Annotated in this window: 6 protein-coding genes; 5 read left to right on the forward strand and 1 reads right to left on the reverse strand. The window is 60.9% G+C overall.

All coding sequences use genetic code 11. The features are described 5' to 3' along the window. Nucleotides 1–177 precede the first annotated feature (177 nt). Genes L593_RS06320 through L593_RS06335 form a run of 4 tightly spaced genes read left to right on the forward strand, consistent with a single transcriptional unit; the run spans nucleotide 178 to nucleotide 9252 of the window. Nucleotides 178–1011 (forward strand): BrxA family protein, encoded by an 834-nt coding sequence (locus L593_RS06320; protein ID WP_081638664.1) that lies wholly within the window; start codon nucleotides 178–180, stop codon nucleotides 1009–1011. Beyond that, a complete protein-coding gene (locus tag L593_RS06325) occupies nucleotides 1011–4805 on the forward strand; it encodes a hypothetical protein (RefSeq protein ID WP_020446108.1) in 3795 nt (1264 codons plus the stop codon). Before L593_RS06320 ends, L593_RS06325 begins: the two co-directional genes overlap by 1 nt. Next, nucleotides 4802–5425, forward strand: coding sequence for a BREX protein BrxB domain-containing protein (locus L593_RS06330; RefSeq protein ID WP_020446109.1), 624 nt, complete (start codon nucleotides 4802–4804; stop codon nucleotides 5423–5425). Before L593_RS06325 ends, L593_RS06330 begins: the two co-directional genes overlap by 4 nt. Beyond that, the gene (locus tag L593_RS06335; RefSeq protein WP_020446110.1) at nucleotides 5422–9252 is read left to right on the forward strand and encodes a hypothetical protein; all 3831 of its coding nucleotides are present in this window, start codon (nucleotides 5422–5424) and stop codon (nucleotides 9250–9252) included. Before L593_RS06330 ends, L593_RS06335 begins: the two co-directional genes overlap by 4 nt. A gap of 218 nt (nucleotides 9253–9470) precedes the next feature. Here the strand turns inward: L593_RS06335 and L593_RS06340 are convergent, their stop codons facing one another. Beyond that, nucleotides 9471–9803 carry a hypothetical protein gene (locus L593_RS06340; RefSeq protein WP_049893924.1) on the reverse strand — a complete coding sequence of 111 codons (333 nt, stop codon included), beginning with the start codon at nucleotides 9801–9803 and terminating at the stop codon, nucleotides 9471–9473. A gap of 358 nt (nucleotides 9804–10161) precedes the next feature. Between L593_RS06340 and pglX the strand changes: the two genes are divergently transcribed. Next, nucleotides 10162–14364 (forward strand): BREX-5 system adenine-specific DNA-methyltransferase PglX, encoded by a 4203-nt coding sequence (gene pglX, locus L593_RS06345; RefSeq protein ID WP_020446112.1) that lies wholly within the window; start codon nucleotides 10162–10164, stop codon nucleotides 14362–14364.

The raw sequence follows: 14364 nt of genomic DNA on the forward strand, positions 1-14364 counted from the left end.
GAAGCAGTTCCCGGGTGGATTCGACCCATCACCCAAAAATGAGCACGGTCGACTGCGGGAGTGGCGAAGATAGTATGGTTTCGAATGACCGCTTCTGACGGACTCGTTGTGAGTCTGAACGGATCCAGATCCAGAGGATGACGAACAGTAAAGTGGATCGACAGGCATCGGGGTTCCATGGAGGTCCATCCGGATGGCGGTTCACCACTACTGCCCTCCTCTTCTCGCCAGATCTCAGCCGGTGACGTGACGATGGATCTGACGATGTGCGGTCTACTCGTCGATCGCACGGAGGAGCTCGCGCGACTCTATCGGGAACACGGTAGCTGGAATCAGGTCAAGCAGGTCTGGTTCGACGAATGGCGCTCGAATCGTAGCACACGCGGGAGCGCTCAGAAGATTTTCCGCGTACTGACGTCTCGTTTGCAGAATCCGCCGGGGAGTCTCCCCGCACCGAGTGAGCTTCCCGACGTGCTCGATGCCTGTGCAACTACACGTGACAAAGCGCAGGTCGTCTACCTCTATCTCGTCGCCGACGATCCCCTCGTTCGCTACGTCGTCGAAGCGTACAGCCGCTATCTCACGGAAGACGTCACGAATTCTCTCGACTTCTCGAATTCCACACTGACCGAGGTTCTCGATCGACTCGAGTACGAGGATGGATCCAGTTTCGATTACGCAGATTCGACGACGGTACGTTGGTGTGAAGGGTTCCGCTCCGTGATGCGGGAGATCGGTGTCCTCGAAGATCAACAGGCCGTCACTGGCTCTTCCCCATCCACTGGCGACGTGCCGCTCCTCGTTGCGATGGGATACTCCTACGAGGAAGGCGGGGACGATTGGCTGGAATGCCCGATCGGGCTCTGCTATCTGTTTCAAGCGGGTAGCCGATGGGAGGAACAGTTCGACAGAGTCGGAGCGACAGACGACTGGGAGTTCGTCGAGTTACACGGATCGCTCGAGCTTCGACCCGTCGACGGAACGTACGATTGGGTTGGGGGTGGTGACTGATGGTTGATTCGACCTGGTTTTCGGACCTCCCCGATGAGTTCGAAGAGTCGGTGCGGATCGATCGACAGGATCGATCGGAGGAGTCATTCAGACACCGCACGCAGGCGATCGAATCGTACCACGTCACTTCGGATTCCCAAGCGTTCCTCGAAGACGTCGTCGAGCGGACGCTCGACGAAGCGGAGGACATGCGCACCGGGTCGAACTACTGGCTCTACGGCTACTACGGAAGCGGAAAGAGCCACCTGCTGACAGTGCTCGAGGGGCTGATGGATTCTTCCTGGGTAGCTGGCCAGTACGAGGAGGTCTGGTCAGACCTCGTTCCAGCTGCTGCCGAGGGAAGGAATCTCGAGACGCTCCGTGAACGGTGGGAAGACGTACACGCGGACTATCACGTGATTCCGGTTTCAGTGAACCTCCTCAAGTACCAGGGACAGAAGAAACGCAGCTTCAGCGAGATCGTGCTGCGCCACGCCCACCAACACCCGACACTCACTGGCGTGGATAACGGGATTTCCACCGGGTTGTCGGCGCAGCTCGGCGTCGCCTATTTCGAAGATTGGTATCGAACGACCCCAGCCTGGGACGACCGCCAAGCGCTCGCTGCCGACGTTGTTGAGGAGGTCGTCCCCGACACCCCTCGTTACGACTGGCCTGAGGAGCAACTTTGGAAGGACATCCAGCAATACAGTGCGCTCTCTGACGTCGTGCTCCCAGCACTCTTCGAAGGAGTGCAGGGAACAAGGGACGGCTATACGGACCTTCAGCCGTCCGACATCGATCCGAACGAGGTGGTGAGCCGGCTCGAATCGCTACGGCAAGAACGCGAGGAGACGATGGGAACGCCGGTCAAGCTCGTACTGCTGCTTGACGAGGTGAGTCTCTTCATCGGCACCGACTTTGAGCGGTTGACCGAACTCCAGACGCTCGCCGAAAACGTCGACGACATCGGTGACGGGAACATCCAACTCGTGGCGACGGCCCAGGCGAAGATCGAGGACGTCCAACCGAAGTTCGCCGCCCACGGTGCCGACTTCAGCATCGTCAAAGACCGGTTCCCCCACCGATACCAGCTGCCGAGCAAACACGTCGGCGACATCGCCAAAAGACGGCTGTTCGCCAAGTCCGAAACCGGGGAGGCAAGCGTTAGACAGGTCCTCGACGAAGCGGACGTGAAGCCCGGCGAATCGCTCGTCTACAACGATATCAGGCAGAATACGAAACCGCCCCTGGACGAGATCGACGAGGAGGCACTCGTCGAGTATTACCCGTTCCTCCCATATCACGCCCCACTGTTCCTGGAGATCCTGTTCAACCTCCGACGAGAGGCGAACGACCCGGCCAAATCCATCTTCTCGGGAACGGCGCGGGCAATCCTCGCACTCATGCACGGATTGCTCGAAGAGTGGATCGAAGAAGGAGAGGACGATACGATCGTCACCCTCGTCGATTTCTTCGACCTGATCGAGCCCGAGCTTCGCGAGATTCTCTCCTCGGATATGCGAGTGATCGAAGGGAGCAACCCGTCGCCGGACGCAGAAGACGGTTCACACGCCGCTTCCACCGGCGAGATTGCCACCAGTATCGTTGCAGAAGTAAACGACACGGAGAGAGAGATCCGGGAATTCGACCTGAAAGTCGCAAAAGCCGTCCTGTTGCTCCGACAGGTAAACGAGATCGTTCCGCTGAACGAGGGGAACATCGCGGTAGCTGTGATGTCCGACCTGAACGGACGGTCCTGGATCAGCACCACTAATCGGGTCGAGGACTCGCTGGATCGGCTCGAGAAGTACATCCGGCCAACGGAGGATGGAAGCAGTCCCAGATATCGATTCGCCACCCAGGAAGAGCGGCTGATCTACCACGATGCCGAGGAAAACGAGGCGAACCCGAACTGGGACGAGATCGTCGAGGCGCTCGACGAGCACCTCTGGGCGGACATCGCCCGAGAGCTTTCGCTGCCGGATTCGGCTCCGTATAAAGAGTCCGGAGCAGAGTATCCGGTCTCGTACCACTTCGAAGTGGATGGAGTGGCGTTTTCGACGTCGCAGACTGCGGATGGTGGATTGGACGTCGATATCGCCATCCACGGGATCCGCCCGGACGTGACAACCGACCAGGATGATCCAGACGTCCTGCATTGGGAGATCGATTCGGACGGCCTCCAGGATCTCCGCGAGAGCATCGTCGACTGGTGGGCACTGCGAAACGCGATAGCGTCCCATGACGTCCCGCCAGCCGTAGAACAGGACCTCGACCGACGGAGTGCGTCGGTCCGAAGTAAGCTCGTCAGTGCGATGTCGGGCGGATCGTACTCCGTCAACGATCGAACGGATATTTCAGGGCTCAGTACGGCGGTACAGGAAACGGTCGACGTATCGTATCCAGACGATTTCCACCCGATGCTCCTCCAGGTCGACGAGAGCCGGTTGCGAGAGCTTCGGGAACTGGACAGCGATGCGGTGCTTCCTCAGTGGGCCGAAGCGATCCAGGTACCCACCGCCGATCACGGTGGTGACGACCGAAACCAGACGATTCGACGGAACGTGATGTCGTTGACCGGGCGGCAGTTGCACGGGCGAGACGAAGGGCTCACGCTCGAGACGATTCTCGACGGGATCGTCGAGAAGAAGCCGTTCTATAGCGACGCCCGGCCGGCGCTGTGTGCGATCATCTGGGGCCTCTGCAGGCGAGGGCGACTCGTCGCTGTCGACGAAGCCGGTAACACCCTCGACGACGAGGCAGTGCTCGATATCGACACAACTGCCACCACTCGACTCCAACTTCTGTCCAGCGATCAACTCGGCAACCTCCTCGAAACTGGCGGATTCAAGGAGACGACTGACACCGTCGCCGAGGGGCTGATTAATCTTCAGGAGGAAAATCGTCGGATTCACTCGACGCTCCGGGGACTCCACGAGGACGTTACGCTGATTGCTGAAACCGATGTGCGCGCCGACGAGGTCGGAGCATTACTCGACGCGTTCGCCGACGAACTCGCCGAGCGGATGGAGGACACGAAGGGACGCATCGCCGTCGTGAAATCACAGAGCGGCGACCTCGAGGGCGTGATCGAAGGCACGAACGAGGTTGGAGAGTGGCTCAGCGACGTTACCGACGTGTGGAACCGGCGGCTGTCGCAACTCCAGCAGCTCGACGCCGTCCTGACGATCGGGGATCGCGACTTCGAGTGGATCGACGACGATGCCCAACGGGCGATCGAGACGCGATCGGAGTCTGTAGCGAGCTACGACGGCGAATGGTGGACTGCCGAGGGGTGGAAAACGTTCTCGGAGCAGTTGGTTCCGGATCTCGCACCCGAACTCGGTCGGGCATGGCAGGAGTTCGTCGACCAAGGAGATATCGATGCACTCGTCGAACGGATCGACGACAATCCGTGGATTCTCCCAGCCACTTCCCTGCCGACGGGCGTCCATGCCTCCTTCGAGCGAACCTACATCACGCCGATGCGCCAGTTCGTACGCTGGTTCGAGACGCTCGACGAAGCACTCACGACGCTTCCGAGCGATTCCGACGCTGGAGCGTACGTCGAAATCGCCGACGACACAATGGCGCTGGAACCGATGGCCGACGCATTCGACGACGGACCAGAGGATCTCGCGGCGAAACTCGACGGTCTATCGGCGATCGTCGGTGAGCGAACGCCGGACGACGTCGATCAGATCGGCATCGTGCCCTCGGATCGAGACAAGCTCCAGCGGAGACTGGAACGACTCGCCGAGGACGGTGACCTCGACGTCGAGGACAGCGGCCAAGGGGTGATCATTCGATGAGCGACAGCAGTTCCTCGCCGTTGCGAGCGTTCAAGGACCGGCTCTGTACGTTCGCCGAGGGGCAGCACGGGATCCGGAATCCGTTCGTGATCGTTGCCGTCGATCCCCCGGTCGAACACCGCACGACGAAGCGGCTCGAAGAGTGGGCAACTGGCGGATCAGAAGCGCCCGCGATTCCCGACGAGGTCACCGTCCAGCCGATCTGGCTCGACGAGTTGCTCCCCCGCACCGACGTATACAACCTGCTCGTCGACCTCGGCGAGTCACTGACCGAGCTCGAGGGCGACGCTTCTGCGGGCGAGCGAATCACGGAGACGATGCAGGATCAACTCGCCACCGAACTCGTCGAGGAAATGATCGAGGAAGAGCTATCAGAGGAGCAGCTCACGAGTCAGCAACACGTGGTACTCTTGCTCAATCTCGGGAGCCTCTACCCGTTCACGCGAGCGTCGGAACTCCTCGACGAACTCGATCGCCGGAACGTGAAATCCACCATCGGAATTCCGTTCCCGGGCGACGTCATCGGCGGGAAGCTCAGTTTCTTCGGAGGAGACTCCCGTCACTACTACCCGGCGCATCAGATCGATCGGCCGATCACGGAGGTGCATCTCCAGCAATGACGATCGCCGATCTCTTCGAACGCGACCCTACGAGACAGCTCGAGGAAGTCCAGAAGATCAACGCCAGCGAGCAGGCGGAGACTGACGTCGCGGAGTTCCACCAGACGGAGAGCGCAGAGCAAGTCCTCAGCGAACTCGGCGATACGATCGAGACCCATCCCGGTGAAGCGGCACGGTTCCTGTACATTCACGCGACGTTCGGATCGGGGAAGACGCACCTGTTGAAACTCGTCGGACTCCTCACGGACGATCAGTCCGATTACGCGTACCTGGGTGACCGTCTCGCCGATCAGTGGGGCGGATTCCACGCGCTGCAGCAATCAATCGGTGCGTCACACGTGGATCGGCTCGTCCCCGTGTTCCTGAATCTCTTGGACCGTGACGCCTCCAAGGAACCCCCGCTACCGTTCCTAATCTTCGAGGCGATCGGCCGGGAGCTTGGGTATCCCACGGATCCGAACTGGCTGCTCGAGTGGGCCTGGACCGTCGATATGGAGTACGACGGCGTCTGGGAAGCGCTCCAGGCCGGCGAGCACGATAGGCAGACCTTCGAGGACGTTCTCGAGGAGCGCGCCTCGTTACGGAAATGGCTATACGAAGCGGTGCCGGCATTGGCGGAAACGGACGGCACTGACCTCGATTCAGTTGCCGGCGTGAAGGACTCGATCGAGCGAGCGGTAGCCGAGGTCGATCCGGAGTCGTTCGATCCCGACGAACTGGTCTCACGCGTCCAAACCGCCACCGAGGCATTGAACGACGACGGTTCGCGGACCGAGTTGCTCCTCGGGCTCGACGAAGTTGCGCTGTTCGTCGGTGACAGCAGCCATCGATACAGGGAGTTCGAGGAGACGATGGAGGCCCTGCAGCGTGGGCCGAATCCGGTGGTCGTCTCGACCGGACAGTACTCGCTCCCGATCACGCGAGAGAGTCTCATCGGAGAACCGCCAACCGATCACTGGACGTACAAGCAAGTCGAGCTCGAGGGCGCGGACACCGAGATCATCGTCCGGAAACGATGGCTCCGGAAGTCCGAAGACGGAGGAGACAGCGTCGAAACGCTGCTGTCTGATCTCTCCGACTTGTCCCTCGACACGTACTCGTCAGTGGCGAGCATGGACCCCGATCCGATCGAGTCCTACCCGTTCCGCGAGTACGACCTGACCTTGCTTCGGGCGGTGATGCAGGAGCTGATCACGCAGGGCCGTTCGACGGACCGGGAGTACATCCAGGGGCGTGCGCTGCTCGTGCTGGTCAGATCGCTGTTCACGACGTTCGACTGGGCTTCCCGGGAACCCGGGGCGCTCGTCACGTGGGACGTCCTGTTCGATTTGCTGGTCGAGGAGACCACCTACCTCCCGCTGTGGGTCCAGGAGATGATCGACAACACCCTGGTTCCCACTTTCGACGGGGACGAGGATGCCTGGGAAGTCAGACTCGCGAAGGCCCTCTACCTGCTGAATCAGACGCCAGCGGTTCCGGCGACGCCCGAGAACCTCGGCCGGCTGCTGGTCGACGACGTCACGGCCGACGTCGAGGCGGTCGTCGAACGTGCCGAGTCGGGACTCCAGACGCTCGTCGACAAACAGAAGGTCCTGACCGAGACGAACGACGAGGGCGACGAGGTCTACACGCTCGTCTCAGAAGAACAGGAGAGCGTTCTCAGCCGGGCACAGGACAAAGCTGCACAGATCTCCCCACACCAGCTATCTGCGTGGCTGGAAACCCGGCTCCGAGAGAACGACTCGTTCCTCCGGAGAGAGGGCACCCGCCACGAGACCGACGTCGGCGACGAGCGACTGGTTCCGCTCCGATACGAGTACTCGATCCTCGAGCCCGTGGACAGAGCGCCGTCGCCGGAGTACGACGCGATCCAGGTTCGCGTCCTCGCCGACGAGGGCGAGACCGTCTCCGACCAGGTCTCGACGTGGCGGGACGTGAACGACGGGCGCGACGGAGGCGAGCACGTCCTCGTCACGATGGACGTCGCCAGCACGATGCTCGAGCGGATTCAGAACGTCATCGGGATGGGACAGGTCCTCGACGAGGAGACCGAGTCCCACGAGGAGCTCGAGCGGGAGCACCGCACCGACAAGCGCCGTCTCGAGGCGGACGTGACCGAGGTGCTGGAGGAGGCCACCGTCCACACGATCGAAGGCGAGCGAGGGCAACGTGATAGCGTCCTCGAAACCGTCGTCGCGGAGCAGGTGGAGGAGGTCTTCGGCTCGTCTCGCCGGACGCTCTCCAGGCCACTTGCTGAGGTCGACGATGCGAAAGCGATGGCGTCCTTCTTCCGAGGGAGCGGCGAGTGGCCACTATCGAACGCGGACGCCGCGACCCTCGGCGTGGATACTGCCAATGGGGCCGTCGCCGAGACCGGCTGGTGTGCGGAATTCATCGAGAACTACGAGGGCCAACAGGCTGTGGACGTCGAGACGCTCCTCCAGCAGACCAGAACCGCTAACGGTGCCTATCGCGGATCGCCGCGGGAATCGATCGCCGCCCTGCTGATCACGCTCGCGACCTCGAACGAGGACGTCGTCCTCAAGCAGGATACGGACCAATTGAGCGATCCAGCTGCCATCGGCCGCCAGGTGAGGACGAAAGGGGGATTGACGTCCCTGACGGTTCGCTTCGAGCCGATTATCCCGCCCAAAAAGGTCCGAGAGTTCGTCACGACCGTCCAGGGATCGGGACCGGACGGCGACGGGCCCGACGAGTGGCTGCACGAACTCGCTGGGTGGGCCGACGCGAACAGCGCCTCGATCAAGCGCACTCTCAAGGACGTTTCTCGGGAGTTCGACGCGTCGATGGATACGTTCGAATCGCTGATCGAGCCCGCGCTCACCGGTGGAGAACTCTCGATGTCCGCCTTCGGGAGCGAGTCGCTACTCGACGACGCGATCGAGGAGGCCGAGACCTTCGCGACAGCGCGGGAACTCTTCGAATCGGACGAGGGCGAGACGCCGCTCTGGGAACAGTTCACCGAGGAGTTGGAGGTGATGACGTCGCTGTACCCAGACTCGTCGACCACCGACAGCATGCAAGCGACGGCAGCGAGCGAGACCGTCCCGAGCGTCTCCACCGTCGAGTCGCGCCTCGATGAGGCGAGATCTCATCGCGTCGAAGCGGTCGCAGCACAGTTCCGGCGGATCACCGGCACGACCACTGACGCAGCTACTCCAGCCGGTGCCTGTAACGAACTGATGGAGTGGCTGGGGTCGAACGAGGAGCGCGTTCGGAGCATCCTCGAAGCTGCAGCGGACGAATTCGAGGCGGCCACGCTGGCCGATCTCGAGACGCTCTTCGAAGCGGTCTGGGAGGGAAAAGCAGTGACGGAAGCTACAATCGTCGACGCGACCGCGGTTCAGCAGGTGGAAACCTACGAACGGCTGCGTCAATTGCTCGACGACGCGGACGGTCAGAGCCTCTGGTCGCAGTTACAGGATGCCGGTGACCACCTGCGGTCGGACCATCCTGATTCGCCGACGACGGACGCCGTCGAGACCGCACTCGACTCCTCCCGACCGCCGACCGAGCGACGCGTTCGCCAGCTCCTCGAGCGTGCCGAGGATCCCAGACCGCCTCGTCCGGATGACGACGACTGGGCAGCGCTGCTCCGGATCACCGAGGAGCTCCGGCAGAATCACCCGGCCGCGGAGATCACTGACGAGGTGACTGCGGCCGTCGACGGTAACGAGCGGCCTGACGCGGAGCGCGTCACGGAACTGCTGGAAGGGGCTCGGCCGGTTCTGGAGCGGATTAACCGTGTCACAGAGCGCCTCGACGAGCTCGAAGATGGAAGTATCGTGCTTATCGAGGACCGGTAACCCAAGGTTCGTTGATTCGGGAAGTGGCTAGGGCAGTCAGCAACGGCCGAGCATGCGAGGCCGTGTTCGACGCGGCAATTTCGAGAGCGGGGCGGAATTCGAACGAGCCATACAAGAGAAGGTATCTGTCGCGTGGGACGGAACACGAGTGCCCATCGGCTAGGAGCGTCGGGGACGACGTGAGACACCCGATGGCGAGTGCGTTGCCACCCCGACCGCTATGTAACAGCGATGAGAAAGTTTTTCAGGATATCACAGCCGATCAATACTTTGTGATCCATCCCGCTCCGGTCCCCGATATCCACCTTGGTGTCGAACCGTTTGCCCGCCAGTTCGATTGAGGTTTGGACGGTATCGCGTTTTTCACTGCCGAGAGCGGAATAGACCTCGCGTTGGCCGAGACGTTCGGCGCCCCCGATCTCTACGATGAGATCGTAATGAATCGACGTGCTTTCAGATCCACTGTCACACTTTGCCATGACCTCTTTCGTGGCGTAGTCACCGTGGAGTTTGACTTCAGTTAGATGCTCGATCACAGGCCGGTCATTCATGGAGACAAGCAGCCAGTTTCCCGGTAATGCAAAATATTTTTGTGTTATATTTCAAGTCTCCCAATCTGTATCTTCTCGTCGGTCATCGCTGGATCACGGCGTAGACCGTGAGTAGATGCTCGTCCGAGTGGCTTTCTGTCGAACACGCGTTACCTCGGTGGCGCGTCCCATCACGATTTCTGGTGATCGTCACGCACCTGTCGAAGTGCAACCGATCGATGCACCGGTTTCGATCGTCGTGCAGCCAGTATGAGACACCGGACGCGGGAAGCGTATCTCCGCCCCGTGGTTCGACTTGTGTCTTCTTGCCAATCTTCAAGTGGTCCCTGCGCATTTTCGGTCCTATTCCGAGTTTCCAATGGCAAGCGATTCTCTCTCCCACCACAAGGCCCAACTCGACAAGGAAGAGCGCGAGCACCTCGAGGACGTCGTCGCCGACATGCGAGAGCGCGTCGAGGACAACGTCCGCTTCCAGCTCACCCAGCACGGACTCGGCGACGAGCCAGAGGATCGCTCGGCCCTCGACGAGGAGGCCGAGCAACTCGTCGAGGCGATCGAACTCGAGGCCGTCGACGGCAACACCTGGGGAGAGGCCTTCGAGCAGTACGTCACCGGCGTCGGCTACACCATCGTCAACCGCCTCGCCGCCCTGCGCTGCATGGAGGTCCGGGACTTCGTCGACGAGGAGGTCACCGTCTTCAAGGACAACGGGCTCACGCCCGCCGCCGAGACGCTCGTCACCGAGGAGTTCCTCCTCGAAGAGGAGGCCATCCTCCAGGCCTACCACGACGCCTGCGACGACCTCGCCGCGGAGATCGAGATCCTCTTCGATCGCTCCTCGGCCTACAGCCAGGTCGATCCCGACGACGACACCTTCGACGATCTTTGCGGGATGCTCGATTCGGTCCCCGACGAGGTCTGGCGCGCCGACGACGTGCTCGGCTGGGTCTACGAGTACTACAATCGCCCCGTCGTCGAAGCACTCGACGCGAAGAACACGCTTGCGCCGGAGGACGTCGGGCCTGCGAACCAGTTCTACACGCCCCACTGGGTCGTGCGGATGCTCACCGACAACTCGCTGGGGAAGCTCTATCTCGAGGCGACTGACCAGACGGACGCTATCCCGGAACCCGAAGCCCTCTCTCCCGAGGAGCGAAAAGACCGTCTGGTCACGCCAGCGGACGCTCCCAGCGTTACGGACCTCTGTACGTACCTCATTCCGGATGAGGAGCCCGGCGAGGCCCCGGAGTTCGACCATCCGCGGGAACTACGTGTCATCGATCCTGCCTGTGGAAGCGGGCACTTCCTGCTGTACGCCTTCGACGTCCTGGAGCGCATCTGGTGGGCCGAAACTGATCTGGATCGAGCAGCGATCCCCGAGAAGGTACTGGAGCACAACCTCTACGGCGTCGACATCGACCTGCGCTCCTGTCAGCTCTCAGCGTTCAACCTCTATCTCAAAGCCAGGACGCGCGCCGAGGCGCAAGACGGACAGTTCGAGATGCCAAACGTCGGCATCGTCTGCGCGGACGCCCGCGTCGCCGAGGTCGATGAGGCTACCGACGTCCTGGACGATATCACTGGTGAGGGGAGCGATCTTCGGGAGGAGCTGGACGACGTGACCGAAACGTTCCAGCATACCGAAGCACTCGGGAGCCTGCTGGATGTGGGTGGAACGCTCGAAGAAGCCTTCGACTCGAGTAAGATGCAAGCGGAGCTTAGTGACTACAACGGGGGCGCTCACCAGTCGCTGCATTCTTTCCTGAAAGCGCTCCGGCGAGCAGTAGCGGACCAGACGAACGATTCGTTTCGTGAACAGAACCTGCGGAGTTTCCTACATTTATTGGCGGTGCTCACGCAGGACTACGACGTCGCTCTGATGAATCCACCGTATGGGTCAGGTGGGCGGATGCCCAGCAGCGTGCAAGCGTACGTTGAGGAACACTACGAGTACATGACCGAATATTATGCCAACTTCTTCGAGGCATGTGATCGCTTAGCGCGTGACGGGGGCCGGGTGGGGATGTTGGTCCCGAGATCATTCCTGTTCAATCAAACCTTAGAGCCCTTTAGAGCCGACTTCATCGGAAATCGAGGTTCGTTTGATTTCTTGGCAGAGTTCGGGTACGGAATCCTGGATAACGCGACAGTTGGAACGGCCGGAACGGTAGTTCGGAGCGGCTCGTCGCAGGACACCGTGGGAAGCTTCATTCGGCTTCACGACGTCGAAAAAGGCGACAAGGAAGCGACCTACCTGAGAACGGCATTCACTTCGCGAGAAGACGACGAGATTGTCAGGCACTTCGAAATCGCTATCGATGAATTCAACGAGATCCCCGGACGTACGCTCTGTTACTCGCTCCCCGAAAAGATCAGGGACCTTCATTCGTCGGATAGAAAGATCGGTGTAGAAGACGATACAGGCGGCGTCGAACGTATCGCAGATGTAAAACAGGGGCTTGCTACCGGAGATAATAGTCGATTCTTGCGAGCGCACTGGGAAACGTCCTCCAGCGACTTTCAGCCGTTCACAAACGCTGGCGGGAAGGTGTGGGTTCTCCCAGAGGTCGACGAGGTGATCGATTGGACCGATAGCGGAAGCCGAATTCGTCGGTATTCCGGTTCTCGATTCCAGAACACCCAATACTACCATCGTGAAGGGCTGACGTGGGCGTATATCAAGCGGACAGGGCGGCGGTTCGGATACTACCCAGACGGAGGCCTCTTCGGTCATGCAAGCAACATGATATTCCCGATCTCGGATATTTCTCTCTGGTCACTGCTGGGTGTGCTAAATTCCGATGCGTATCACGGATTGATGCTGTGCCTCACCCCGGAACGGAAGTGGGAGGCGGGATACGTCGGGAAGCTACCGTGGTTCAAGAAGTTAGAAGGTCGAGCGGACCTGGCCGAGAAGGTCAAAGAGCAGTACCGGACGATGATCAAACAGAGTGTCCACAACTTCGGGAGTCCGTACTATATCGGCCCTGTACTGCTTCCCGAGTCACGTCGGCCGACGTTTTTCTATACTGAACACGATCACCAGCGAGCAATTGCAGCAGAACCTGACACGCTGTTCGAGACTGGGCAGACCGATGAGACGCTCTTGGAACGTTCCCGGCAAGCAGTTGTCTTAGATCGACGACGGCAAAAGCGGATAGAGACGCTCGCAGACGAGATTGACCAGGAGATATTCCAAGCGTTAGGAGTGGATAGCGCGACGAGAAACCAGGTCAAAGAAGAAATCTGGCTTCGGACCGTGGAAGAGAAGTCCGATCGCGAGGTACCCAGCCCTGACGAAGTTCCGGAGTATCCTGAAATATTCCCCAAACAGATCAAGGACCTCATTCTCCACCTCGCACTCTGCGCCGTCCGGAGGGCTGACGACGGCATCATCCCTGTCTCCGACGTCGAGGGTGAGGACGACCTCCTGACACATATCACGGCCGAGTTCGAGCGCGTATGGGGCGACCACGCCGACGCGCGGCTCGCCGAAGTCGACGACGTGCTCGGGAGGAAGAGCGCTGGCGAAGCGGCCTATCCCAACCTTCGGACGTGGCTCGAGGAGGATCTCTTCGACTACCACGTCTCGAAGTTCGACCGTGTGCCCATTCTCTGGCGGTTCACGACCGAGCGCCTCGTTTCGGACTCCGAGGGCGAGGGGTTCGGCTGTCTGGTCGACTACCACCAACTGGACGGGGGAGCCTTCGATGGGCTGCAGAACCGCTACCTCGAACCACGGAAGAACCGCTTGCGGGAGCGCCGCAGCGCCGCGAACCGGCGCCGAAGCGACGACTCGCTCTCGGCGAGCAAGCAGGCCGAGGCTGCCGAGGAGTACGCCCGCTGTGAGAGCGGGCTAGAACAGATCTCGGTGCTCGAGGACCGACTCGCCGAGCTGGCGCAGCCCGAGCCCCGACAGTGGTCGACGGAGGAACAGGCGGCCGCTGATGCGGCCGCCAAACGTGTCGCTGAGTTCCGCCGGCGAACCGAGAAGCGCCTCGAGATCGTCGACGAACTTGCCGCGATGGACGACGTCGACGTGGGTGAGCTGTTCACCGGGAACTTCTACGAGAAGATCGAAAACCAGCGCGAGGAATGGATCGACGCGCTGGGAGACCTCGAAGCGGCGTTCGATGCCTACGCTGCGGACTCGGAACAGCCCGTGGGAGCGCACCTGTACGATCTGTTCGACTATTACACCGACGACCTCCTCGGGAGTTCGCACTTCGCGAGCAACGGCATCCTCTACATGACCTACTACTTCGACGAGTTCGAGCAGGCCGATCAGGGCCGCCTCGGCGACGCCGGCGTTGCGCGGCGACAGCGGCTGATCTCACAGCTCGCACGTGACCTGGACGAGTACATCGACCTCGGCGAGGCCATTGCTGAGGACTGTGAGGAACTCTCGTCGGAGATCTCCTCGGACTGGGAAGACCGCGCACTCTCCGAAATCACGGCCGCTGGCTACCAGCCAAACCACAAGCACGGCGTCGAGATCAATATCACACCGCTCGCCGAGGCGGAGATCGTTCCGGAGACTGTCGAGGAACAGGTCCTCTAA

It is taken from the genome of Salinarchaeum sp. Harcht-Bsk1 (assembly GCF_000403645.1).
Taxonomy (GTDB): domain Archaea; phylum Halobacteriota; class Halobacteria; order Halobacteriales; family Salinarchaeaceae; genus Salinarchaeum.